We start from the raw sequence: 25485 nt of genomic DNA, 5'->3' as shown, positions 1-25485 counted from the left end.
CAGATCAATAAAATGGGTAGAATCCCACCTACCCATCAATTCGTTTTTAACAAAAGCACTTTAGCTTTTTCCTGTCGGATATTGATCACTATTGATCCACGCATGATCTTTTTCCCAGGTAAACTTCCATAGCCGTACCGGCCCTGCCATGACATTCAAATAATAGCTGTTATAACCTGCCAATGTTGCCACGGGGTGGTAGCCCTTTGGTACTTTCACGACATCCCGGTTATAGACTGGCATACATTCATCCAGTGAACGATCGTCGGTATACACTCGCTGCAGGCAAAAACCTTGTTCTGGACTCAGCCGGTGATAATAGGTTTCCTCCAAATAGGTTTCATCTGTAACATTTTCCTGGTCATGTTTATGACTTGGGTATGAACTGGTATTCCCTTCATCAGTATAAACCTCAACCACCAGCAAGCTATCGGCGGGTTGGTTGTCAGGTAAAATATTATGTACTAACCGCTGGTTACGCCCCTTACCTCGCCGTTCCACACCCACATCCGCCGGTGTAATCAGCCGGGAAGGTAAATAACCATTACCGGGGGCGCGGCAAACAGCCAATTCCAAGTCGGTCTCTGCCACAACTTTCACATGATCATGATGTGGAACATAAACAGAATAAGGCGGTATTCGTTCGAATGGACTCATGCGTTTGCCAATGTGCGGATATTCAGCCCGGCGTGTTGATACCGAGGCAATTCCAGCAACCAATACCAGGCAAAGTTCATTATCAGCACTGTCTAGAACCAACGTCTTTCCAGCCGTCAAGTGATAGACATCAAACCCGACAAAACGCCAGCCCGCGTTCTCTGGAGAAATATGCTGAATACGCCCATCCACATCCGGTAGCTGACATTTGGCAAGTAGTGTCGACATGATGACTCCCCTGTTGGCAACATGAAATTACTCTAACGAACACTCTCAAGCAGCATTAACCCAGTGTTGGCATACTGTATTCGGAAACAGTTTGCTGGCCGGTTGGCCAACGGGCCGTGGTTGTTTTCATACGGGTGTAAAAACGCACACCATCAGTGCCATGAACATTTAATGCACCGAATACAGAGCGCTTCCAACCACCAAAACTGTGAAATGCCATCGGCACAGGAACAGGGACATTAACGCCAACCATCCCTGCCTGGACTTCATGTACAAACTGTCGTGCATAATGACCACTACTGGTAAATATCGCACTCCCATTACCAAATTCATGGCTATTTACAGTATTAATTGCGGTTTGGTAATCAGGAACTCTGACAATCCCCAACACTGGGCCAAAGATTTCTTCCCGATAAATTTTCATATCCGGAGTGACATGATCAAACAGCGTGCCACCAACATAATATCCTTGCTCATAGCCAGTGACATTATAGTTGCGACCATCTGTGACTAATGTCGCGCCTTCTTTAACACCTTGCTCAATATAACCAAGAACTTTTTTCTGATGGGCTGCTGAAATCAACGGCCCCATTTCATTTTCTTCCCCACCTTGTTGTAAACCTGGGCCGACACGCAAACGAGTAATAAGTGGTTTTAACTTTTCAATGAGCTTATCCGCCGTGCTATCACCGACGACAACGGCAATAGGCAACGCCATACAACGCTCACCGGCAGACCCAAATGCACCACCCATCAATGCATTAACTGTCGCATCCAAATCAGCATCTGGCATGATAATCGCTTGATTTTTTGCAGCACCAAAAGCCTGTACGCGCTTACCCTGTGCACTGGCAGTGGTGTAAATATGTTCAGCAACAGTAGAGGAACCCACAAAACTTACAGCTTGAATTCGTGAGTCGGTGCAGAGTTGCGCAGCATTTTCATTTGAACAGTGAATAACATTGAATACGCCATCAGGTAAGCCCGCCTCTGTCAGCAATTCAGCTAAACGAACCGATGCTGAAGGATCGAGCGCAGGGGGTTTCAGAATAAAGGTATTACCACACGTCAATGCAATGGGGAACATCCACATTGGAACCATCGCAGGAAAATTAAATGGGGTTATCCCGGCCACAACGCCCAAAGGTTGCATCATCGAGAAACTATCAACCCCGGTGCCCACATCTGCGGAATATTCGCCTTTCAATAAATGAGGGATACCACAGGCGAATTCGACCACCTCCAGACCGCGAGTGATTTCGCCCAACGCATCTGAATAGACCTTGCCGTGCTCACGAACAATCAACTCAGCCAATTCATCACGGTGTTGTTCAATTAATGTTTTAAAATTGAACATGATGCGAGCGCGGCGCAAAGAGGGAGTTCGTGACCAATCGACAAAAGCCTGATGAGCAACGCCAATAGCCTGATGAACTTCTTCAGCAGTGCTTTGTGTAACCTGACTTTCAACCTTGCCGGTGGCTGGGTTATGAATATCGACAGTCTGATTACTGGAACTCAAAGAATTCTTCCCGCCGATAAAGTTACTCACGATTTTCATGTCTCACCCTCTTCTTAATAGCGGCTATCGCAAGGGTCATTGAAAATGGCTATATGCCAGACACCTAACGAACCATGCGCTTAATCAGTAAGAGTTATCTTGGATAAAGCCAATATAACCCACAAGGCGACCAACCGCCGGAAAGACGAAAAGCCAGCCGATATGCAGACTCTATGCTATTGAAAAAAAAGTTTCAAATAACTTTCTTTGAAAATTTTATTTTGTGCGATGCATCGCAAGTTCCTGTAAAGAGTTCGTGTCACTATCAAAATCCTCAGAGCATCAACGCAATACCCCATCCATCTGCAATATCTCACTTTTTATACTAATAAAAACTGCCAATATAGAAAAAATATGTATGTTAACTTGGCAACACCTCATATTAAATGATTTCTATTCGACATTTTTCAGCTTAATATTTGAGCTAGATCGAAAAATTAATTTTTCGTTATTTAAGTTAAATGAAATAAATGTTTTCATGCTGAACAGTATGCAAGTGACTTTAATCTTCGTCCGCTGGAGACAGGTTGGCAGTCTCCAATGTCGTCATCGGCTGTATTTATCGGCAGTTTGGCCGTCGGGCTATCATTGCAGGAGCAAAGCTATGCCTATTGCACAAGATCGTTTCTGTATTAATCGCAAAATTGCCCCAAACTTAAGTATCGAAAGCTTTTTTTGTTTAGTTAAAAAATGTGGGTTAAATAAAGTTGAATTACGCAATGATATGCTGGGCGGGAAAGTGACGGATGAGTTGAGTTCAGCGCAACTCAATACTCTGGCTGATGAATATGGAATCGACATTATTACTATCAATGCGTTGCAATATTTTAATCTGCCAGAACACCGTCCAGCACTGCTGAAAGAAGCAGAAAACATGCTAAAACAAGCAAAAGCGATTAACTGCCGTGGGGTTATTTTATGCCCAAACTGTAGCGCCAATGACCGCCGTTCAGCCGAGCAAAAAGAACAAGACACACTAGATGCTTTAGTGCTGTTAGCCCCGCTATTTAAAAAGTATCAAGTAACCGGGTTGGTAGAACCTTTAGGCTTTAAAATCAGTTCATTACGTTCCCACCTGCTAACACAATCTATTATTCGCAAGTCAGCCGCGCCCTATAAAATGGTGTTGGATACTTTCCACTACTATCTGAGCGATGTCGCACAGGCCGAGTTCGACGCACATATCGATATCAATACTATCGGGCTAGTGCATCTTTCCGGCGTCGAAGAAATGCGGTTAAAGTCCGCACTGACTGATGAAAACAGAATTATGCTGAGTGAACAGGATAAACTGAACAGTAAGCAGCAAGTGGCTAACTTGGAACGACTGGGTTATCAGGGAATATATGCTTTTGAACCATTCTCATCACAATTGAATACTTGGTCAGAGGCTGATATTGAAAGAGAAATTCATCAAAGTATTGCCTGCCTACAAAACTAATATGCGGAACCGGTATCGTTCCGCCAAGTTGAAAGCATGAAAAGCCCCATCAAGAAATGATGAGGCTGATTGTCATACATCCGCAGGATGGCTCAAGTGAACATTTTGGCTTAACCAACCGCGGTTAGCTTTTCGGCGGTTTTTCCCGGCCACGAGAGCTGAAAACGCGGGGATCCATTTTTAGCCCGATTGGCCCTCACCCCAAATCTAGCAAACTATTAAGCTGGTCGATTTGTTGCCGCCACTCACGTTGTAATGTAATTTTTTGGTGTTTAGGTTTACGCGCCAAATCCTCGGCCAATTTAGCTTCCAGTTCCAGTAAGGTTGCCAGCAGGTATTCCTCCTCACTCTCCATTGGTGCGGTAATGGCCTCAGTTATAATGGCTGAAATCGGACTCGGTGCCATAAACGATTTATCGGCCAGAATGTCGTAAACCGGAGCCAGGTCGTGCCACTCCTCAAGCCGTTGTTGGTGAATTAACCAGAAGCGATTACAACTTTGCTCAATTAATGTGCGGTCATGGGACACTAATAATACTGCGCCACTGAACGTTTTTAGCGTTTCCGCAAGTTCCTCCTTACCCTCCATATCAAGGTGGTTGGTCGGCTCATCCAGTAGCAGCAACGAATAGTTTGCTAGTGTCAGGCCGATAAACAGCAGCCGCGAACGTTCACCACCGCTGAGGGTGCTGACCTTTTGCTGATGTCGCAGATAAGGGAAACCTGCGCCGATCAGCGCCATTTTTCGCTGATCTTCCGTCAATGGTGCGAAAGGTGCTAGCGCGTCACTGAGCGAATCATCATCATGTAATTGATGTAGGCTTTGATCGTAATAACCTATATGTACTTTGGGATGGAAAACCATGCCCACATCGGCGGTATCTGGTTGGTTGAATGCTTGCCATAAACTGTGTAATAACGAAGACTTACCGCAACCATTGCGCCCAACCAGCGCGATACGGTCACCGCTTTTTACCCTGACTTCACCCAGTTCGAATAAGACAAGCGCATCCGGCGCAGGGCGCACCTGCAAATCAGACAGCGCCAGCACGCGGTCAGCGGGCAATGCTTCGCCATTAAGCCGCAATTGCCACTGATTACCAGCCGTCAGCAAGGTTTGATCTTCCTTCATCCGGTCGACCTGTTTCTCCATCTGTTTGGCTTTACGTGCCAACTTTTCGTTGTCATACACGCTGCCCCAGATAGCCAGCCGTTTGGCGCTTTTCGCTACGCGGTCGATCTCCTTTTGTTCAGCTTGATGGCGATGGGCATCGGCGATATCTTTCTCCTCCAGCGCTTGTCGAGCTTGTGTGCAGGGCAGACGAATAAATTGTAGAGTTTTATCGCGCAGGATCCAGGTGCTGTTGGTTACGCAATCCAGCAGGCTGCGGTCATGTGACACCAACACAAAGCTGCCGCCCCAGTTTTGCAGAAACTGTTCAAGCCAGAGCAGAGTCGGCAAATCCAGATGGTTACTGGGTTCATCCAACAGCAGTAAATCCGGTTGGCGGATCAGCGCACGCGCCAATAACAGACGCGTATGCTGCCCGCCACTCAGGGTTCCAGCAGTCAATGACCATGCGTTTTCATCAAAACCCAGTGTGCCGAGCAGCACTTCAGCTTGCCAGCGCTCAGGTTGGTGCAGGCTGTCCGGCAGATAATTGAGTACCGCGTCTATCAGAGTGGCATCGTTCAATACAGAGGGCAGATGTTGTTCCACCATTGCCATCAGACATTGGTTGGCGGTGGTGATGGTGCCGGAGGTCTCAGAAAGTGCGCCGCTGAGGATTTTCAGCAGAGTGCTTTTGCCACAGCCGTTATGGCCAATTAGACCAATGCGATCGCCTTTTTTCAGGCTAAAGGAGATCTCAACCAGCAATGGGCCGAAGGTGTTGTCGTAGCAGACAGATTGTGCGGAAAGTAATATGCTCATGATGCTTATCCAGATTTTCAGGCATAAATATGCCTATCGTCGAAAATTGCTGACGATAACCGGTAAGCCGGAGGGAAGTTCTCAGATTGTTAGTTAGCTTCGCTCAAGCAGGTTATCGCAGCACGATACCGGTAATGCTTGAGCTATGACGATCGCTAAGGACAAGCGAAATTAAAAACATTTCACGGGTCAACATGGCAATCCTCCTTATATAACATTGGCGTATGAATAATATGATTATATTGAGTAGCTTGTTATTTAGTCTACTTTTTTTATAGCTCATTATTATTCCCGAGAACTTCAAGTTTTCTAGCTCTCCCCATAAGGCTTCCACTGCATTTAATATGGTTTAAATTTAGCCAAAAAATCTAACCGAATGATTTTATTAACCATGAGCCGCCGTGTGAGGCGAAAAAAGTCTGAACACTCGTTAAGATAAAGTTTGCACGCTAATATTTAGAAGCCTCAACCACTCGGTTCAGGCTCCTTTTGGATTACTGTTTAATACTTATCTATTGATAAGAGAATGTTATGCTGGCAAGCGCATTTGCAGTGCCCGGTTGTAAATTCCCCGTGCGGATATAACGCGCCTGGAAAGGCAGTGTCAGTGTTTGTGCCTGACCCGTGCTTTGAACAAAAAATTGATTGAGCGTTCCAGAAGCCGAACTGTCCGGGCCTAACATCAGCGGGCCATTACCGTTATAGAAAAACTCCACACCGACACCAGCGGCAGTTGAGTTACTGGTTAATGACACCACAGAGGAGCTGTTTGCCGGTTTAGCTTGATCTGTCATCACTGCGTTAACGGCAATATTTTCATCACAACTCAGGGCAATATCGAAATGACCAAAAGCAGATGTGCTGCCAACCGAAGGTAGCGTGCGGACATCAATCACCCCAAGATCCACATTTGCAGCCTTGGTGTTAACAGTACACCCTGATGCTTGCACAGTGATACTGACAGGGTTGATGATCACTCGCGCAGTTTTCACCTCATTGTTGTAAGCCGTCAGCACTGCGGCATCAATAGAACTTGTCTGGTACACACCGGATGAGAGTGTATGACCCGTTTTGATAAACGTCACTTTCGCCGACCAGCCCAAATCCGGACTGGAGCCGCTATATGTCTGAGTCTCTCCATCCAGTAGCGGTATATAGACGGAGCTCTTGAAATCTTTCAGCCCAATAATAAAACCCACGCCAGCCACCCCGGTTTCAAAAATAGCGTAATTAACGCCATCGACATTTACCGACATACCTGTTGGGATTGCACCGCTGCCCGGCATCATCGTGCTTTTATTGCATTGGAAGATATAGCCGCACCAAAATACTTGCTGCACTGATGCAGTAGCACTCCAAGTGGAACCGATAATATTACCGGGCCTCACTGAATCAGCAGGGCCGACATAATTCATCGGCTGGGGCGATAACGTAATATTTGATTTCCAGTCCAAAGCATAAGCCTTACTTGCGCAGCAAAGCACAAAAATAATAGTGACAAATAATCGTATCATTGATACTCCAATACCCAAGTGGCTATGGCCGATACAGGGCCGGGGCTGACCGGAGAGCCGGTGGCAGTAAGGCGGGCGTAAAATTTCATCTGAACATTCTCCGCGCCAGGTGTTCCCAAAACTTCTGTTTGCATATTTAGCGCCAGAGGCTTTTCAGCTTTATTCAATAACTCAACAGCAACGCCCGTAGCACCACCGTCATCAATTTTAATCAGATCGGCCCCAGAGCCATCCGGCGTACCGACAAAGCGAACTTTGACTCCGGTAAATGTCGGCCCACACTCTTCCAGATTGATGAAAAAGGGGGTTTTAATATTGCTGATCCCGTGCCCAGCACCGAATTGTTGTGTGCCGATATTTCCTAAAGGAACAGTCTGCATTGTCGAATCAGTCGAAACTGTACAGGTGTTGCCAATCAGTTTTCCCGTCACTGAGACCAGCACATCGTAGGCCTGCACCGGCGCGGGTAAAAATGAAAGTGCCAGTATTGTCAGTAATGACTGCCTTAAAATTATTGACATACCAACTCCTGCGAATAGAGACCCGTATTAGGGTTATGATATTTTTTATCCAATTTGAAACGTGCGGTGCAGGTTTTATCATTGCCTGTTCCCCATACCGCCCGTAGCACTCCTTGCTGAGGTAGCCCGGATAAATAAAGGCTCCCTTCATCACCAACGATACCGCTGTTAGTGCTTTTGTCATTCAGCGAGACAATCGTCCCAAATGGAAGAACGCCGTTTTTATGGCGAATAAAGAACATCGCTTTCATGCCAACCTTGGTCGAGATTGTTGCTCTTACCAGGGCACCTTCGGTCGGTGTTTTACTCACCATTGTATTGTCCAGCTCAACACTATCCCCTGCCGTCGTAACGTCCATTTCTACCCGGTTCATACGGTAAGGGGTCGCATAGGGGATAACTGCATAGCCGCGACTGTCGGTTCTAACACCTCGGTGGCTACGGATGGCAACATCACTTGCTCCCTCAGCTTTAATCAGAATGTTGGTGTTGCCCAATGGCTGGCTGAATGTCAGGCCATCTTCATGCAACACTACACCGCCACTCATACCGTAACTTAGGCTACGAGCGTTCTTCGAATAGCCGTAGCCAAGGTTGTAGTCACCCCTTGCCCCTTGGTAACGAAGGGCAAGATCACCACCAGACTGTTGCTGGGCACTGTAACGCTGGCTGGCGCTATAAAATAAATTTTCCTGCCCTGGCACGTAGCCATTAAGACCTATATTGTTAATAGAACCTGATGAATCAGAGTTCGTCAGCGCATAATTGGCACGAGTGGACAGCGCAGGATCGCCTAATGGCAATGAGAACGAAAAAGCGAAAATATTATCTTTTTTCCTGTCATACAGGCTGGTGCTACGCTGGTAGCTAACCCCGTAGGAAACTCGACCAAATGTGTTATTCCATGCAAATTGAGCGCTTTCAGCCGATTTATCTGATTTCCAGTAAGTTTGTTTATCCCACGACAGTGATAGCGCGCCAGCATCACCCATACTTTGTGACAAAACGACCTGGTTTCTGGATTTACGGGATAAAGCCAAATTGTAGACATTCTCATAATTAGTGCTGATAGAGCCATCAGCCTCCTTTATGAAATCCACATTTCCACCTTGCATCCGTTTGTAGGTGGTATCACTTAATTCATAGAAACCATCAGAGGAGAAGAACCATGAATTTAGATTAAACCTGGTTCCATAATTATTAACTAACTTGTTGTAACGCAGACGTAAAGCGTCACCACTGTAACGATTGCTATCGGCCAGCAGGCTTTGGGCATGAGTCACATCAATTGAATATGCACCCAAACGCCCAACGTTTTGTCCAATTCCCATCGCCAGGCCGGTGTAATTTTCTGAAAACTGAGCGCCACCGTAGAGCGTCAAACCATATTGCCAGCCCCAAAATGCTTCAGTTTGTATAATAAAAGGAGAGTCCTGGTTTTCATTCGAGCGGAAATACCCGACCCCAGCAGCATATTTAAATTGCCCCGGACGTACCAAATTCGGCACGCTGGCAAATGGCACTGTGTAATGCGATTCCGTACCATTGGCCTCTTGGATCGTCACGGATAAATCACCGCCGGAGGCCGTCGGATATAAGTCATTTAATATAAACTCACCAGGGGAGACGGAAGTCTGATAAATAATATTGCCATTCTGGCGTACAGTTACAGTGGCATTACTGCGAGCAATGCCACGGACTTCAGGAGCATAGCCCCTCAGGCTAGCTGGCAGCATATTATCGTCGGTATTCATTGCCACACCTCTGAGCCCCACAGAGTTAAAAATTTGTGCGGAGGTGTTGGTTTCACCCAAATAGAGCTGAGACTGTAATGGGGGTAAATCACGCTGCACCCACGTTTGAACATGCGTTAAGCCATCATCCGTATTTTTTGTCCATGTTGAATAATCGCGAAATCGCCACGGGCCAAAATTCATTCCGCTGTTCAAGCCAATAAACATCTGATTGTCTATTCCCCGACTTTCGTGACGATATTCATTACGAGCCCCATTGACGACGTAATTCAGCCAACCAGAATTAATACCATGCTCCCAACTTTTGGGATTAATATAGTCACGAGGCACATTTAACATATACCGCTGAGGCAGATTAAAATAAAGAGATAACTTATTTTTCTCAAAAGAGACTTTTGTGTCGGGGAAATAGTCCTCCAGAGAATAACACTGATCATCGGATAGAGAAAAATCACCCTTAGCCTGAGTCACATCAATGAGCATTAATTTAATCTGCTCCAATGTCAGACATGGCTCAAGTGCGGAATTATTACTTTTCTGATTAACGTTAAATTTCACATCTGTAGTAAATGCGTAACTTTCGTTTACATAGATACTGACGTTATACACGCCTGAAGGTAATTCACCACCATCATTAACCCAAGATAGATCTGCAACGCTATCATTTTCGCCATTAAGAAATGCGGGATTAAAATGAATATCATTCTGTGCGTGAACTACGCCCCCCAATAAAAAATGGGATAGCAGAACGCAATTTATTTTAATTTTCACTCTGCACACTCTTATATATTCTGAATTATTTCATAATAAAAACAACTCAACGCATTGTTAACGCTATAGAAATTTCCGGCGTCCAAGCACCATAATCATTGATTGCCTGATAACTAAGCTGACGAGCGTTGCTGAATGATTCTTCAAGCGTCACTGTATCTCTCGGCGGGATCATGACCGACGATACTGCTTTCCCATCCACTTTCATATTTATAGTCGTAATATAAAAAGGAGTCGGATTAGTAATATTTATTTTACCATTATGAAATTCGCCACTAAGACTTCCCCACACTTCATTATTGATTTTTTTTGTCAGCGCGTCTGGTCGATAAAACAACTTAATACGACTTGCCGAGGCAAACTGTAAAGTATTAGCATGACTTTCCTGACCAGATTGAGGAATTGCTTTTACGGTTATCCAATAAAGCGTTTCACGGTCTTGAGGTAGCTGTTGGCCATTAAACATGACCTTAACTGAATTTTCTATTTCTGGTTTAAGAACGAATAGAGGTGGTGTGATAACAAAATCACTAGAGCGTTGCCCTTCAGCATTTTCAACCCACGACTGAATAAGAAAAGATGATTCTTTATTTGTATTTCTGACGTCTAATAAAGATTGTGAGGTTGAACCTGAATAAACCATTCGGGTTACACCTAACCCAACACCTCCGGCATATACCGTAGATGTGCACAGCGAAGTGACCAATAAAATAAATATCGTCAGAATACGCATGATAAATACCTGAATGTTGAAATAAAGTTTAAGGTCCGGCGATCCTTGCCAGACCTATCAATTAAGAGTAAGTCAGGGTGTAAGTAGCAACAGTGCTTGCATCACCTGCAGTAGCTCCACCTTTAGGTGAATAGTATTTCGCACCAAAGATTATCGTATTTAAACCATCGCGTAAGGCCACAGCGCTGGATGCCTCACCCAATTTAATGACCGTGCCCAGTTCGCTATAAAGACGAACAGCTACATTCTGCGCAGTACCCGTTCCACCATTTGAACCTACCGCCAAGCTAGTAGGATCATCATTGTTTGGTGTACCACTAAAGGTCACTGCAACATCTTTAGATACTGTGGAGTCACAATCTTCCAAAATAATAGAGAATTTCTTCATCGTTGATGCTTCACTGGCTGCTGCACTCAATGCAGCAGTTCTTACCTGCCCCATTTCCACGTTGATGTTAGCGCTATTGCTGCTCACAGCGCAGGCTGCGGTTACAACAGAACCATTGAAATTAATGGTGCCACCTGCAACTTCCGCAGCATATGATGAAGTCGCCAGCGGAATCAGTGCTAACAAACTGAACGGTAACATCTTCAGTGTTGAAAATTTATTATGTACTTTCATGTTAATGCCTTCTATATATTGACGTTGTGAAAATAAGATAAAGTTAGTCTTAAACAATACAGAGACCTGTTTTGCTTTTTGATCTATTTATATCATCGGTGTGTATTTAAAATACACTGGGTTAAAAATCATGCACACAACTCTCGCGTATAGATGTGTGTAAACTTCAAAAGTTATCATCGCGCTAATAGATATATACTTAACCAGCTATGATAATTAACTCTCAATTTTATAACATCATTGTTATCTGGCTTAAAGTTACAACTAAATAGCATGATGAAAAACACTATTATGTATAATTTTTTGATAAAACGAGAATCTTGTAAGGAAAGTATCTCAGCCAACTGGAAATTTCATAACTTCTACAAGATTAGGCGGTAAAATAATGGTGTAATAGCATGGGATTTTAATGCATAACCCACCTTTCCAACATTAAAAATAAAATCCTGGTTCAATCCAATTGAGATTAATTTAAATCTTAATTCTCTTATCGTTTTCCATAATTGTTGGCTAGATGCAACGAGGTTGTGGTCTTCCCAGACTTCCTTGAGGAAAATTTCTTTCGAAACCGTCTGTTCCCCTTTAGCGACTCGAGTGAACAAGCACTTCAAAAATCTAACCATCACATCATTGAGAGCAACGGCACCCATAATCATTGAGCGCTCAGGATAAACTGCTGAGATTCTCGTTAATCTTTTATTAGCAATATCAAATTGAATATCATTATCAATGATGAAGCCAAAAAGTCCGTTTTCCATAAATCATAAAGCCTTATTCAAATGCATATATTTTATTTTTACTGCCGATTGATTGTTGATGATATAGGTTATCCTAATCTCAAAGCAATCATCTACACATAGCAAAGTATTTTATTACCAGATTGTAAATTTTAGTATTTTTTTACATCCCGCATTCATATGGCAGTTAATATGTTCATCTATGTATGCTTTATTAGTTTTTTCATCTTAAAAACTCACTATTTTTTTTGCTAGCATTAAAAGTTATTTTAATGCATATTTACAGATTTAAATTCCAGTGAATTTATTGTCATTATAATGTAAATACTATTCTGCGAACCCTAGAATTAGCCGATATAGCAAACAGTATCTTTGATACAATATATTTTATTCGACTGTGTTACCTATCCTATATCCTTCTGTCATAAACAATGTTCGTACTTGTTCTGTTGGGTGAGATAAATACTATTGAACAATCTCGAATTATCATAATTAACTTTGTTTATTTAATTTTATTTATGTTTATTTACTTAAGAAGTGCCCTACCGACAACGTATTGAAAAGATTGTTAAAACAATGGTGTAAGCCAGTCAGGCTGGCTAACTTAAACCATTGTTTTTATTGTGTTAATTTACATTATTAAGAAAAAATATTTATTGTCATAAAATATTGAATTACACTTAAACGAATAAAGTAGCATTGACACACAAAAGAATGATCTATTTTTAATCAGGGTATTAAAAATGCACACTAAATTTATTATTAATGGACAGGTTTGCTTCTTTTCTGAAGAGCATCGATTGGAACCAATGGGACAGCAAGGGTCTGGCGTTTCCTTGAATGTGCCTGTTAGTCGATGTTTATTATTGCTACTGCAACGTAAGGGAAACGTTATCAGTCAGAGTGACTTTGTTTATGAAGTGTGGGAAAGCAAAGGGCAGTTTGCTAATGCCAACACTTATTTTCAAAATATACATCTATTGCGTAAGGCGTTGGCAACTTCAGGTATTAAAGACAACATTATTAAAACCATTCCGAAGGAAGGGGTTCGATTTACAGGTACAGTGACATACCCCTGTGAAGAAAACGCTGAATCTAGTGCGGAGGCAACTCAGGATGCAACAAGTCACATCACCAACGAAGCATTGACTGATACACTTACCCCCGAAAAGATTAATGGAGAAATACAGCCACCACCCGAACCTTTTTTTTCCAATCGGATTACTTTATATATCAAGATTTTTCTTATATTCTGCCTATTAAGTTTGTTTATTTTTCTTTGGTTAAACTTCCATGAAGATACCAGTCAAAATGTAGATTTCTTTTCAAACTATCAGCAAATTGGGGAAACGAATCATTGTAAAGTATATGCCAGCAGTTCATCTATTTTGTGGCCACGTGACGAGTATCTAAATTTTATCCAAAAAAGAGACATTCATTGTCAACCCGGACAGGTAATCTACATCGCAATGAATATATTCCGAACACGCTCACTCATCCATATTTGTGATAAAAATGTGAACAATACTTCATCATGTTTAACGAAATTGTATATTGTAGAGCGTAAAAATGAACGGTAAAAAAACGCTTATCCTGTTCGTCTTTTTAACCATGCTCGCCTTTTCTCCCCTTATTGCAAAGGTAGTTCATCGCTATAATTCAGACCATTTTTCTTGTTTGGGGCGAATCAACATCATATCTAGCGAAACAAACTTCAATGCACAGGCTAAATACTCTTTTGACGGCGATCATGGTGAAGTCGCCGTAGTGGGAGAACTCAGTAAATTAGGAGAAAGAACCCAGAGCATATCGCAACAGTTATTATTTAATTATACTCGTAATGGTAATGAGATTATCATGTTATCGAAAAATTCAGCGTTGAGCGATAACCAGGCTAGAATGTTGGTTTCGTTAGTTCCTGATTTTTATCTTTTTAAAGATAGAGGATTACGGATCCGAATTTATCAGCAAGGTGATGGATATGTCTTTACTACTTTCAATATCCCTGTATTTATCTGCACTAAAATATAATAGAACATCATCATTCTATAACACGAATACTGTTGATAACTCATGGTGATTTCTATCAGCTAACTGAAAATCAGCCCGCTTTCTGGCTACCTTTTTGCTCTAGCAGCATTAGCTGCTGAGCACAGCATTGATGTTTTACTGTTTCACAGCCGTGTGTAGCAAAAATAAAGTTTGTACACTAATAAAAATAAAGTTTGTACACTAACTTTTGCATGTAAACTCTCCATAGTTGATTTCGTGTTAAGCATCATTTCTCACATAGTTACAATCTTCTTACTTGGTTAAATTAGCTTATTGCATAAGCATGAAACTAAGTTGCCCTAAAATATATAAGCGAATATAATATCCTAGTTACCACCCCGGGCGTTCTCTATCCCAAACCTGTCGTCTCGCTTGTACACAGTGTGCAGGGACTTGCCGCAGTTTGTCGGTACTGTAAAGGAGAGACGTCATGAAACAGAAAACCGTGCTGGTTCGCCAGTATCAACGTTTTCGTTTTGGTCGTTGGGAAGACGTGTGCATGCACATGCGCTCACAGCCGAATCGTTAATTGACTATGCCCGCCGGTGGTAACACACAAGAGATGAGTAATAATATGGACAGTAGGAATCACTATCCATATTATAAGTATAAAATTAACCTTTTACTTCTTCTTGTGTTTTGATTCCCATCATTGCTTCGAAATGGCCATAATCGTCAGTACGACGGAATATATCCTCAAAAAGCTGCATATAGTGATCGATAGAAATACCTTCTAGATGATTTATGTTCCGACCATCTGCATGAGAGTTTCTATTGATGTAACGATAAAAACTGTTGAATCCATGGACACCGTGTTTTTTTGCTAAGTCATCTAGTGCCCTGTAGAGGGTTTCATTTTTACAGGAGAAGCTGAAATAATATTCCAAAATCTGGCGCATCGTGTTAGGAACAATTATTGTATTATTTTTACTTTCTTTGGCCTCTCTTAATGAATACCACAATGCTTGATAGTCATTGAGGATATCATGGCGACTTATCGAATTAACGACACTAGATTCATTCTTGGATATTCGTAAAAGCCCCCAATTCCGTGGGGAATCTTCGCTTGCACGAACACCGGAGGAAAGGATCATTTCTTGAAAGAAGAATAAATTATGAGTTAATATTATTATCTTTTTAGCTAATTTTGTTTTAATAATATTATGTTGGATAAGTGAAGCGATTTCAAAAATATAGTTATTTGACAGACTAGAAATTGGATCATCAATAACTATAAGTTTATCTCGAGTATCTATATCATCTCTTCGATCTTTTCCTCGACATTTCTCAAGGAAATATAGAAATGCAATTAGTGTTTTCTCCCCCTCACTAAGGCTACGAAAAATATTGTCATCATCTTGATTTTCTTGTCTTCCACGGGAAAGACGATACATTTCTCCCCCCGATTCACATCGAGTAATAGTGAAACTAGTAATTCCCAATGTAACCAACATATTATTAATATTTAATATAGTGGTGTCAATATTGGATACTGATCTTGCTTTTTCAGTGCTATCTTTTTGAAATGCAGAAATTTCGATATCTAATTGAGTTATTTCTATGTTCAACCTCTCTATTTCCATCTGGAGCTCGTGAAGTTGCTTGTTTTGGCTATTTATTTCATTTTCGGATATTTTCTTTATATGGCTAAACAACTTAATCGTAAAATTCTGTTGTTCTTGTACGAAATTTTCCGCTTTTCTATTATTCTCTACTATTTCTTCATTAATTGATGAAATAGTATCTAATAACAAATTAATATGTTGTGTAACATCTTCCGGAGTTTCATCTGAAGAAGGTGACACTAATTTATTTGCTATTTTTCGCTCATTTCTTTCATAAATTTGCTCCAACCCAACCAATTGCATATGACTACTACTATGTTCATCCACAAGTTCACAGTCATTCAAAAAAATACGGATTTGATTGAGTTCATTCTTCCATAAACCATAGCGCTGTGAAAGTTCATTTAATAAACTAATACTTGAAGAGTAAGAGGCGTCAAATAATGCCTCAATTTCGGATCTCAAATGCGCACCATCTACCTGACTCTGACAGAAGGGACATATATCTCCTGTAAGGTAAGTTTTCCCTTGGCTTACCCAATCAATATTACCCAATTGCTGAATCGCACTTGAAAGTTGACTGTCACCGATAGGAATAAGCGGGGTACTAAGTAAAACTAACTCCTTATAATCTATCTTCGGTAGCTCTCCTATCGAAAACGTCTGGAGTGAATTACCCTTGCTCATATTTAATTTATCAAGTTCTTTTATGAGCTCTGAAGTAGTGGTCTCTACGCTTTTTTGATGGTTGATTACCTTCTCATACAAGCTATCTCGTTGTTTGGCACCAACCATGAGTGAGCTAAGATTGCTTTTTCTAATCTCCGCTGAGCGATCAAAAATCTGTTTAGCGCACTCATTTTTAATTGTCGATATCATAGCTATTTTATCAACAAGTTTTGCTTCATTTTGCTCACGCTGAATAGTTCTATCACTGACATTTTTTTCATTTAGATCAATGGCTGCTTGTATGTCGGCATTCTCACTACTAAGAGTAAATATACCTGGCTGGGTATTGCTTAAATGGAAGGTTTCTTCAATGTATTCTTGATTAAATACTAAGTACTTCATATCTAGTGGTGGATTGACACTACAGTCGCGATATTTTCTATGATCTGGTTGATAGAAATAACCAGATACTGTTGATTTTCCGGAACCATTTTGCCCATATATTAATGTAACATATTTACTCAAATCAAAATTAGTGGAATGATCAGTAGCGTAACTTCTAACACCTTGGATGGAGAGAATGCTCATTAATCGGATCCTATCAAATGAATAATTTCTGTACAGTCTAATAATACAGTGAAAACATTTAAAAATGATATCTATCAGTAATTTTCAAGATATCTCACAAACTAGTCGACTATCTAATAATAAATCCATTTAACAACTGCTATTTCAGTGACACAGGTCACATTATTCCTTTTATACACCATAAGCTCTTTATTCTTTACATATTAAAAAATGCGTGCACATCAAATATTATTCACTAATCTAATAACTTTAAATATTTTTCATATGAAAGCAACAAAACAGTTCGTCCTTTTATTAATGTGTAGCAAATAACACTTTTCAAAGCAGTAATAAAATTAAATAAAAATTTCTTTAATCTATTTTTTTCTTCTTTACTTCTAGTATCGATATTCATAATTTTGACAATTATATTAGCCACCTTACCACCAATAATAAAAGCTAAAAAAATAAACCATATCCAACGATAGTGTTTATGAAAAGCTGCATCTGAAAGTTGCTCGCTCATTTTTTTTTGCATTTTTGTATATGTTACCAAAGTTGGAATAACACATTCACTTGATAGTGCAGTTCTAGTACTGAGATAAGTAATTGACTCCATATTAGGAAACGAAAAACAATAGTTAACCGGTGTTTCTTGGCATAGTTCTGTTGGCAAATGCATAATAGCAATTCGACTATTAATATTTTTTTCAGGACACATTTCAGCATTATAAGATGCTATTTGTTTGCGTACTAATAATTTTTCATTTTCTCCATTTTTACTATTACTAGTTAAATATAATGAAGATGTATCATCTGGCCCATCAATACTGAATTGAGTTGACGACATACTTGCTAGTTCATTCAATTTTTCTTGAACACGAGAAGACCATTGACAAGACTCAGTAACAAGAGTATTCGCACGACACCATTCATAATATTTATTAACCTGTGCTAAAAGATAGCCACTTGCGTTACGCGCATTTTGATTTACTTCATTTTGTTGAGAAATAATTGCATTGTTTGCTGAGTCAGCAACCCAGAACACCCCTGAGACAAGGGCTGTCAATAAAAGCATAATATCGTAATACTGGCGAAAATTTTCTCTTAGATCAAAAATATCGTTTAACAAAATTATAAAACACCATCCAACTAAGAAACCCATAAGTAATAAAATGATCAATCCTACTTCCCCACCTAGATAACCAGTTCCTGAGATAACAAATGAATTAGGAAGCCAGTTAAAATTGGGGAATATACCAAATAGAGAAAGTAAACCAGGAAATATAATAATGGTGAAAATAAGAAAAAGTCCGTAACGTTTACCCAATAACCAACCACAGACCAGCATACATATAAAAATACAAGTAAGTATGAAAATTAAGAATAAGGTAACAGGTAAAACAGCCTCAGATACTGACCAATAACTGCTAATTGCATTGCCAACACTGTCATAGACTATAAAATTTGAGCTTGCAAAGCCTAATCCCTCAAGTGCCTGCTGCACACTATAAGCCGCAGCATAGCAAGCCAAAAAATATGGCAAAATAAAGTTAATAAGCATGAATAGTTCCTTCTATTGTCAATAGGTTCTAATTTTGTACATTAGATTCTTTATTTTGTATTAAAATCTATGTATTAAAAATATATCAGTATAGCCAAAGGGATGAGAAAAACTTTTCAACTAGTACATTTATTTCATCTTAGAGGTGCTATCACTATATATATTACTTCAGCTCTAGATATAGCATCAGATCTATTCTGACATGCATATAATGTGAATGATGAGGTATTTCTAGATTGAATAAAGGTCAACATTCTGTACCAAACCCCTTATAATATTCCCGAAAAAATATTATAAGGGGTTTGAATAACAAAGACTATAAATGTACATTAGGCGCCGTTTCATTTGTCAAGTTCATGATTTCATTTGCGCATAATTTGGCCTATGGTTACTTGTACAGAAAAATCCACCAGAAGACGAACCAGTTGGCTTAGCCTGCCCTAACTTTCCGGGTGGCGCCAGCCATTAAGCTGTGCCTCTGTTCAAGAGCTGCATCAGGTTTCCAGTCACGATAACTACGGTCTTTGCGGCCTGATAGAGCGACCATCCGTTTAAGAACGCGAGGAGGAATGTTCCGCGCCTGTCCAGCCAGAATAAAATTTTTTAATGCAGTTTCGACTGTCTTTATCACTACGTCTGAAAGAGGCTGACCGTTAGTCCGGTACTGACGTTTATTAAACTGAATCGCGAAATACAGAACATCGTTATATTCAGATTTGATTGTATCATTGCTGATAATCTCCTTGGCTCGGCTCCGGACAGAGGAAGACCGTGCAGGGCGTTTAGCAGCTGTCGGTTTTCTAGTGCTCATCTAAGCCTCCTCATATTCATCTCTGTATATTCTAACATACCTGATTAAAAAACACTCACTACGCTATTGGCTAAGTGTCTTAGATATGAGTTTAGCCCGAGGTTGAGAATTCCGTTTCTGTCGCTCTTTATCTGTAGCACTGAGTTCATATCCATGGGAAACATAAACAGGAATTAGGCTTTTCTCTGGCCTACTCACACAAACCTGCCGGATCTTGTAGGCATCCGCAAAACTTTCCGCGACAATCAGTGCGATGGGAAGCACATACCCGGAAAGAGGGTGCTTGGCAGGATTACCTTCAAGGTAACGAAGCGTGATGCAGAAACGATTTCTCGATCGCCTCGCCAACATCAGCCCACATAAGAATCTGCGACACCGGATAGTGACATCAATACGGTTAGCCTGACTTCTACGTAACTGCCACCAGTCAAGTTCAATCCAGTCACGATGAACAGGCAGTCGCCACTGACTGGACACTTCCTCACTATCTTCATAATACATACGATCCAGCTCTATTTCATCGACAGGGAGTTTTGAACCAAAATCTTTTGCAATCCTGATTATAGCCTCAGCAACAGCCTGAATTCTGACCATCTCATGGCACAGTTCCGGTTCCATCATCCTCTCCTACATGGGCAGCCGATAAACCGGGTAATTTTATACGCCGGAAATTCATCATATATTACATTTATATCATATTGTTAGCTTATTGAACCTTTAGCCGACATCATGATGTGCGCGCCATTACTGCATTCATAATAAAGTGGGCACTTCACCGCCTGTTCATTGCATGAGAGAGATAGAGGAGGATGAGTATCTAGAAATAAAAATTCACAATCAGAAGTAAATTGAAAAAATTTCTTATCCTTACCTTGAAAAAAGACTTCCTTCACCAAATATCCTCTGTATACGTATGGTTAATTTGGAGAGCAGGATGAGTATTCAGAGTAAGTTCAGAGCATTCGACGATAAAATTCGGTTAGGTAGAAAAGATGTAGCCTATGCGAATGCCCGCGCGAAAGATGACAGCATAACAGCCAAGATTAAAGACGTGTTTAAAGAAAATGGCTATCCTGTCATTGAAGATTTCATCCAAGGTTCTCTAGAAACGTGGACGACAATTAAACAGCAGGGGCAAGATTTTGACATTGATCGTGCCATAGTTATTGATGCTGATGACTCCCCCAATGATCCAATCATTCCCAAACGTGTTGTTCTAGAGATTCTTGAAAAACGTGGTTTTAAAAACGCTAAGATTAAAAAACCCTGTGTCACCGCTGATTACAAAACTGAAGACTTACATATCGATATTCCTATTTATCGGAAATATCAAAACGGTGAATATGAACTTGCGGTCGGGAAACTGAACTCAAGTGAGGATAACAAGGAGTGGTCACGCTCAGCACCGAAGGAATTGATACATTGGGTTAATAACTCAGATATCTATGACAACTACAAATCGGAAAAACTTGCACAGTTCCGCCGCCTTGTGCGGTATGTTAAACGCTGGAGAAATGAAAATTTCAGTGAAGATGTTGCTCGGAAGGTCTTTTCTATTGGTTTAACTGTGATGCTCAAACAACATTTCAAACCGAAGATTAATGATGAAGGTTTTGCTGATGATATTACAGCGCTTAGCGCCACTATTTCGTCAATCTTGAATACCGGCGGATACTTCAAGTACAAGTCTATCGATACCTATACTGTGCATGTAACACTGCCGGTGAATCCATATCGGGATATTTTCAAAAATAGCAGTACAAGCACTGCCACTCAACTAAGAAACAAGTTTTATTCCCTTAATTCTACTCTTCAGCAAGTGATTGATGAAGATAACGAATCGAAACAGTGTGAAAAGCTTATTAAGACTTTTGGTGAGGATTTCCCGACATGCTCGTCATCTAATTCTTCAGCATCAAGTGGGAAAACTATATTTTCTTCAGCAGGAGCAGTCGGAACATCCCAAGGCGCATGAACTATTCATACATACTTGAGCACTTAACTGCATGCGGATATGAAGTATCCGCAGTTTCTTTTGGCCCAAATAATGCTGATGCCCTAAGAATTAATATTAGAGTTGCCGAACATAATCTTTCATTGCTGCATTTATGTATTAATGAACTAACTGAGTTACCCGATTTTATCCTAGAATCATCCTCTCAATACGGTAGATTAGCCCATACTACAGTTCATGAACAATTTGATCTGGCTACTATTTGTGTCAACGTGCCAGACTCGGTATCTGTGAATTATGATCGCCCAGAGCTTGCTTTCGAAGAATCTCTAACCAGATACACTAAACTCTTAACTCAACTTATTCAGGATCCTGAGTGGAATAAATATGAACTTATTCGAGAATTTCAGGCCGGTTGGTATAATATTGTTGAGAGTGCTGATGATCATTTCCTATGCCTCTCAGAACGCGGAGAAGTCGAAGAACTAAAAATACTAAAACCTCAGCCTAAAGCTCATATGGGCCTGGCAACTTACTATTTTGGTATTCCCTTCAACTGGACAGAGGATTACGTATTCTCTCCTATCGCCAGACAGCTCAACAGTAGGGAGCGCTCAAGTGGACGAGGATATGTAATACCGCTGACAAATGTAGATCCAGCACCTCGGAGTAAGGAAGAACTGGGGGCATGGTATTTAAACTTGTTAGCATCATTGTCCTCAGAAACCTATACACTATTGAGCCAGAATATTACACAATGGCGAGAAAGAGAGTTCTGGGTCATTTTTAACGCACAAACACCTTCCGGAAAGACATGGTTTGGAATTCACTTTGCGCGAAAAAATTCATCTCAGGGCAAAAAACGACTTCCATTGTCAGAACCAGAGCTCACTTCTTGGACACTCAAAGCAGTCGCCGTTTCACTTTTTAATAAAGAGCGACTCATGCCTCGTAGTGGAGCTAATCAGGAATTACAAAACAAAAAAGTTTTGCTAATTGGTTGTGGTTCTGTGGGCGGAGAAATAGCAGATAAGCTTGCAGCTTCAGGTGTTGGTGAAATAACTCTTAGTGACCCAGACAAATTTTCAATGGATAATATTTATCGGCATATATTATCTTTAAATTATGTTTCACACCTAAAAACTATCTCCTTAAATTTGCATCTTACAAATAAATATCCTTGGTTACGTGTTAAAAACTTTAACAAATCATTACTAGAATTACGCAATGAACGTTTCCTTGAAAAATTTGATATTATTGTCATCGCAATTGGAGCCCCAACACATGAAAGATTATTTCATGACTTTCTTCTAAAGAACAAAATAACCTCTGCTGTAATTAATACTTGGGTTGAAGGCTATGGGGTTGGGGGTCATGCAATATTAGATATCTCGTATACTCAAGGGTGCCTACATTGTGCCTATGTTGATCCTATGGATCTTTCACGTGGATTAGCATCAAATCTAAATTTTCTTGAAAAAAATCAAGATATCACAAGAAACCATGCTGGTTGTGGTGATACTTTTCTGCCATATACCTATATTACCTCAACACAAACGGCACTCATCGCGGCTGATTTAGCGATCAAATACTTATTGAAGCGAGTGCAACATTCATCAAAGGTGAGCTGGAAAGGAGATGCCACAGAAGCACTCCAAAATGGCTTTAACCTCACTGAACGTTATAATGTATTTAATCGTTCACTAGAGATCACTCCGCTTTACAACAATGAGTGCGATATCTGCAATGAAAAATAATGAACTCATATTTACCACTCCCGAATTTGAATTGTGTATCTCACATAAGGTTAATGATATTTGGAGCCACCATAGCCAAATAGAGGATAACTCATATGAATCATTCGGAGTACTCATTGGTAATAAAGATCATGGTAGTGAGACTTATTGGATAGAAGACGTTACGGAACCAAAACCAAACGATATACAAACTCGCTTCAGTTTTGTATTAAAAGATTCAGGCCATCAGAAGAATGTAGATGATGCGTTTCAGCAAACTGGGGGAAAGCTCATATATTTGGGGACATGGCATACCCATCCTCAACCGGATCCTCATCCTTCAAATATTGATTACTATGACTGGAAAGCTTGTATCGAACGCAATAAAGATCGTCAACTTTTCTTTATCATCGTAGGTACACAGAAAATAGCTCTTTTTCATTTACAGGGGAAATTTTTTGTTAAAACATATCTTAATAAAGACACACAGGATTGTGATAAATGAAAAATAATGATATGGACTTTCTTAATCAAGCAATAAATGATCCTATTGATAAAGCGTCTATAGTCTCAGAATTTATTTGCTTAATAAAAAAACATATAATATGGGATGATGTCGGATTACTAACCGATCAAAACAATAATAATCTTATAATTCTTTTATTGAAAAAAGATGAAGTTTTATCATCTATGCGTTTTAACCTAAATATAATTGATAGTATTAATATCATTGAATCTTTTAGTGAAAATGGAAAAAACATTATCCTTAGAGTTTGGCAAGGAAATAGCATTACTCAAGAACACTTAAAATCATTAGCATGTATACAGAATGTTTGGCAATGCACTTATGGACAATCTTCCAAGCTAACGAAAACACAAGTTGTAGAATTTTTCAATCGTATCGATTCAGAACGATTAGTAAAAGGAAGAGGTAAAAAATTTAGTGCTGAAACTATTCGGAAGGTAATGTGTGATAGCCACAGTCGGTGCATGTTCCCGGGATGTGGGGAGCAATTAAATATTGATATGTTAAGTGGTCAAGTCGGAAATTTTTCATATTTAGCACACAATGTTGCCGCATCTGAACAAGGCGAGCGAGGTATTCCGCTACTTTCATCGTTACTATCAGATGAGCCTGAAAATATACTACTTCTTTGCGACAAACATCACAGACTTATAGATAGAGTAGCTGCTTGTGATTACACTGCAGAAAAGCTATCGATTATACGTAAAAATTTCATGTTAGAAGTATCCCATCTTCTCGATGGCTTGTGCTACCAACCAATTCCCGTGTATTCTATTTTATGGCCCGTAAACTCAAATGTTGTGGCATCACCTGAATCAAGGGAAATAGCCTCAAGTCTCTCATTCCTCAAACTCTGCATGAAAGGACAATTAAACCATCTTTCTGACTGTGAGGGGTTATTGCGTTCAAATCCTCAACTTTTTGGCCAGATGATTACTCAAATAATAAAAGATGAGGCCGAAAAAATAATTCAGCAGACAAAACATCATGGGTATAAAGCAGCACTATTTGCATTTGGGCCAACACCAGCGTTAATTGGGTTAGGTGCTATTTTAGGTAATAAAGGCCAATATATACCCATGCTAAGATATCGAGATGGTAATTGTTGGATGTGGCCAAAAAATATGCCTGTCAGAGATTTTTATAACATAATTGGTATGGAGTCACTAGAATCAAACAGCGACTTTATTATCTGTATAAACTTTACTGCAAAAACCAAAGCTATTGAAGAAAAAGCGATACAGCTCAGTGAGAAATTTAAGGTAAATATTATAAATATAGATGCAAAGCCAGAATTTTTAGGAAATGGTGCCATCCCACACCCACAGGATGGAATGAGTTTTAGTGCTAAGTTGCAAACTATATTTCATCAACTAAAATCAAAATATAATGCAGAAAGAATCCATCTTCTTGTCTGTGCATCTAATGCAGCATCTATATTTATTGGACAGGCATATGACCTTCATCATCCGGAGATTATTGTTTATGACTTCACGGCTAATGGGATGGAAACTAAACTGGTAATAAAAAATAATTCTGATAAAACAGAGTTATATCTCCCATAAAGTT

20 protein-coding genes are annotated in these 25485 nt (G+C 40.3%); 7 read left to right on the top strand and 13 right to left on the bottom strand.

Annotated elements, in window-relative coordinates:
- Positions 1 to 60 precede the first annotated feature (60 nt).
- Positions 61 to 885: a 5-deoxy-glucuronate isomerase gene (gene iolB / locus OP863_RS00700; protein WP_265525776.1), complete on the bottom strand. Its 825-nt coding sequence runs from the start codon at positions 883 to 885 to the stop codon at positions 61 to 63.
- A 55-nt stretch (positions 886 to 940) separates the two neighbouring features.
- Positions 941 to 2446 carry a CoA-acylating methylmalonate-semialdehyde dehydrogenase gene (locus OP863_RS00695; protein ID WP_145588058.1) on the bottom strand — a complete coding sequence of 502 codons (1506 nt, stop codon included), beginning with the start codon at positions 2444 to 2446 and terminating at the stop codon, positions 941 to 943.
- Between the two features lie 604 nt (positions 2447 to 3050).
- On the opposite strand from OP863_RS00695, the gene OP863_RS00690 reads away from it, so the two are divergent.
- Positions 3051 to 3887, top strand: a complete 837-nt coding sequence (locus OP863_RS00690; protein WP_265525775.1) for a TIM barrel protein — start codon at positions 3051 to 3053, stop codon at positions 3885 to 3887.
- 196 nt (positions 3888 to 4083) lie between these two features.
- Here the strand turns inward: OP863_RS00690 and OP863_RS00685 are convergent, their stop codons facing one another.
- From OP863_RS00685 to OP863_RS00655, 7 genes are all read right to left on the bottom strand, one after another.
- Positions 4084 to 5820: an ABC-F family ATP-binding cassette domain-containing protein gene (locus tag OP863_RS00685; RefSeq protein ID WP_265525774.1), complete on the bottom strand. Its 1737-nt coding sequence runs from the start codon at positions 5818 to 5820 to the stop codon at positions 4084 to 4086.
- A 512-nt stretch (positions 5821 to 6332) separates the two neighbouring features.
- Positions 6333 to 7334, bottom strand: a complete 1002-nt coding sequence (locus OP863_RS00680) for a fimbrial protein (RefSeq protein ID WP_145591554.1) — start codon at positions 7332 to 7334, stop codon at positions 6333 to 6335.
- Positions 7331 to 7855 carry a fimbrial protein gene (locus OP863_RS00675; RefSeq protein ID WP_145591553.1) on the bottom strand — a complete coding sequence of 175 codons (525 nt, stop codon included), beginning with the start codon at positions 7853 to 7855 and terminating at the stop codon, positions 7331 to 7333. Before OP863_RS00675 ends, OP863_RS00680 begins: the two co-directional genes overlap by 4 nt.
- The gene (locus OP863_RS00670; RefSeq protein ID WP_416222819.1) at positions 7846 to 10380 is read right to left on the bottom strand and encodes a fimbria/pilus outer membrane usher protein; all 2535 of its coding nucleotides are present in this window, start codon (positions 10378 to 10380) and stop codon (positions 7846 to 7848) included. The genes OP863_RS00675 and OP863_RS00670 overlap by 10 nt, the downstream gene beginning before the upstream one ends.
- A gap of 46 nt (positions 10381 to 10426) precedes the next feature.
- The gene (locus OP863_RS00665) at positions 10427 to 11113 is read right to left on the bottom strand and encodes a molecular chaperone (protein WP_145588066.1); all 687 of its coding nucleotides are present in this window, start codon (positions 11111 to 11113) and stop codon (positions 10427 to 10429) included.
- Between the two features lie 61 nt (positions 11114 to 11174).
- Positions 11175 to 11735, bottom strand: a complete 561-nt coding sequence (locus OP863_RS00660; protein ID WP_265526295.1) for a fimbrial protein — start codon at positions 11733 to 11735, stop codon at positions 11175 to 11177.
- A 362-nt stretch (positions 11736 to 12097) separates the two neighbouring features.
- Positions 12098 to 12493, bottom strand: coding sequence for a winged helix-turn-helix domain-containing protein (locus tag OP863_RS00655; RefSeq protein ID WP_038637405.1), 396 nt, complete (start codon positions 12491 to 12493; stop codon positions 12098 to 12100).
- A gap of 722 nt (positions 12494 to 13215) precedes the next feature.
- Between OP863_RS00655 and OP863_RS00650 the strand changes: the two genes are divergently transcribed.
- A complete protein-coding gene (locus OP863_RS00650; RefSeq protein ID WP_145588337.1) occupies positions 13216 to 14052 on the top strand; it encodes a winged helix-turn-helix domain-containing protein in 837 nt (278 codons plus the stop codon).
- Positions 14042 to 14503, top strand: a complete 462-nt coding sequence (locus tag OP863_RS00645; RefSeq protein WP_145588334.1) for a hypothetical protein — start codon at positions 14042 to 14044, stop codon at positions 14501 to 14503. The genes OP863_RS00650 and OP863_RS00645 overlap by 11 nt, the downstream gene beginning before the upstream one ends.
- A 635-nt stretch (positions 14504 to 15138) precedes the next feature.
- Here OP863_RS00645 and OP863_RS00640 read toward each other — a convergent pair.
- From OP863_RS00640 to OP863_RS00625, 4 genes are all read right to left on the bottom strand, one after another.
- A complete protein-coding gene (locus tag OP863_RS00640) occupies positions 15139 to 17346 on the bottom strand; it encodes an AAA family ATPase (protein ID WP_012414095.1) in 2208 nt (735 codons plus the stop codon).
- 235 nt (positions 17347 to 17581) lie between these two features.
- The gene (locus tag OP863_RS00635) at positions 17582 to 18889 is read right to left on the bottom strand and encodes a hypothetical protein (RefSeq protein WP_012414096.1); all 1308 of its coding nucleotides are present in this window, start codon (positions 18887 to 18889) and stop codon (positions 17582 to 17584) included.
- A gap of 430 nt (positions 18890 to 19319) precedes the next feature.
- Positions 19320 to 19700, bottom strand: a complete 381-nt coding sequence (locus OP863_RS00630) for a hypothetical protein (RefSeq protein ID WP_012414097.1) — start codon at positions 19698 to 19700, stop codon at positions 19320 to 19322.
- 63 nt (positions 19701 to 19763) lie between these two features.
- Positions 19764 to 20321: a hypothetical protein gene (locus OP863_RS00625; protein ID WP_155407724.1), complete on the bottom strand. Its 558-nt coding sequence runs from the start codon at positions 20319 to 20321 to the stop codon at positions 19764 to 19766.
- A gap of 313 nt (positions 20322 to 20634) precedes the next feature.
- On the opposite strand from OP863_RS00625, the gene OP863_RS00620 reads away from it, so the two are divergent.
- From OP863_RS00620 to OP863_RS00605, 4 genes are read left to right on the top strand one after another with little or no spacing between them, the layout of a single operon-like run.
- Positions 20635 to 21675 (top strand): nucleotidyltransferase, encoded by a 1041-nt coding sequence (locus OP863_RS00620; protein ID WP_012414099.1) that lies wholly within the window; start codon positions 20635 to 20637, stop codon positions 21673 to 21675.
- On the top strand, positions 21672 to 23411 hold the full coding sequence (locus OP863_RS00615; protein ID WP_012414100.1) for a ThiF family adenylyltransferase: 1740 nt from the start codon (positions 21672 to 21674) through the stop codon (positions 23409 to 23411). Before OP863_RS00620 ends, OP863_RS00615 begins: the two co-directional genes overlap by 4 nt.
- On the top strand, positions 23401 to 23895 hold the full coding sequence (locus tag OP863_RS00610; RefSeq protein WP_012414101.1) for a Mov34/MPN/PAD-1 family protein: 495 nt from the start codon (positions 23401 to 23403) through the stop codon (positions 23893 to 23895). The genes OP863_RS00615 and OP863_RS00610 overlap by 11 nt, the downstream gene beginning before the upstream one ends.
- Positions 23892 to 25481 (top strand): SAVED domain-containing protein, encoded by a 1590-nt coding sequence (locus OP863_RS00605; protein ID WP_012414102.1) that lies wholly within the window; start codon positions 23892 to 23894, stop codon positions 25479 to 25481. The genes OP863_RS00610 and OP863_RS00605 overlap by 4 nt, the downstream gene beginning before the upstream one ends.
- Positions 25482 to 25485: the final 4 nt, after the last annotated feature.

This window comes from Yersinia sp. SCPM-O-B-9106 (C-191) (assembly GCF_026183365.1).
GTDB classification, from domain to species: Bacteria; Pseudomonadota; Gammaproteobacteria; order Enterobacterales; family Enterobacteriaceae; genus Yersinia; species Yersinia rochesterensis.
Note: the sequence above shows the minus strand (reverse complement) of the source record. Positions and strands in the feature narration are given on the sequence as shown.

Bases quoted from the DNA above. Each gene is read 5' to 3' on its own strand.
- iolB (WP_265525776.1), bottom strand. From the start codon at position 885: ATGTCGACACTACTTGCCAAATGTCAGCTACCGGATGTGGATGGGCGT.
- OP863_RS00695 (WP_145588058.1), bottom strand. From the start codon at position 2,446: ATGAAAATCGTGAGTAACTTTATCGGCGGGAAGAATTCTTTGAGTTCC.
- OP863_RS00690 (WP_265525775.1), top strand. From the start codon at position 3,051: ATGCCTATTGCACAAGATCGTTTCTGTATTAATCGCAAAATTGCCCCA.
- OP863_RS00685 (WP_265525774.1), bottom strand. From the start codon at position 5,820: ATGAGCATATTACTTTCCGCACAATCTGTCTGCTACGACAACACCTTC.
- OP863_RS00680 (WP_145591554.1), bottom strand. From the start codon at position 7,334: ATGATACGATTATTTGTCACTATTATTTTTGTGCTTTGCTGCGCAAGT.
- OP863_RS00675 (WP_145591553.1), bottom strand. From the start codon at position 7,855: ATGTCAATAATTTTAAGGCAGTCATTACTGACAATACTGGCACTTTCA.
- OP863_RS00665 (WP_145588066.1), bottom strand. From the start codon at position 11,113: ATGCGTATTCTGACGATATTTATTTTATTGGTCACTTCGCTGTGCACA.
- OP863_RS00660 (WP_265526295.1), bottom strand. From the start codon at position 11,735: ATGAAAGTACATAATAAATTTTCAACACTGAAGATGTTACCGTTCAGT.
- OP863_RS00655 (WP_038637405.1), bottom strand. From the start codon at position 12,493: ATGGAAAACGGACTTTTTGGCTTCATCATTGATAATGATATTCAATTT.
- OP863_RS00650 (WP_145588337.1), top strand. From the start codon at position 13,216: ATGCACACTAAATTTATTATTAATGGACAGGTTTGCTTCTTTTCTGAA.
- OP863_RS00645 (WP_145588334.1), top strand. From the start codon at position 14,042: ATGAACGGTAAAAAAACGCTTATCCTGTTCGTCTTTTTAACCATGCTC.
- OP863_RS00640 (WP_012414095.1), bottom strand. From the start codon at position 17,346: ATGAGCATTCTCTCCATCCAAGGTGTTAGAAGTTACGCTACTGATCAT.
- OP863_RS00635 (WP_012414096.1), bottom strand. From the start codon at position 18,889: ATGCTTATTAACTTTATTTTGCCATATTTTTTGGCTTGCTATGCTGCG.
- OP863_RS00630 (WP_012414097.1), bottom strand. From the start codon at position 19,700: ATGAGCACTAGAAAACCGACAGCTGCTAAACGCCCTGCACGGTCTTCC.
- OP863_RS00625 (WP_155407724.1), bottom strand. From the start codon at position 20,321: ATGATGGAACCGGAACTGTGCCATGAGATGGTCAGAATTCAGGCTGTT.
- OP863_RS00620 (WP_012414099.1), top strand. From the start codon at position 20,635: ATGAGTATTCAGAGTAAGTTCAGAGCATTCGACGATAAAATTCGGTTA.
- OP863_RS00615 (WP_012414100.1), top strand. From the start codon at position 21,672: ATGAACTATTCATACATACTTGAGCACTTAACTGCATGCGGATATGAA.
- OP863_RS00610 (WP_012414101.1), top strand. From the start codon at position 23,401: ATGAAAAATAATGAACTCATATTTACCACTCCCGAATTTGAATTGTGT.
- OP863_RS00605 (WP_012414102.1), top strand. From the start codon at position 23,892: ATGAAAAATAATGATATGGACTTTCTTAATCAAGCAATAAATGATCCT.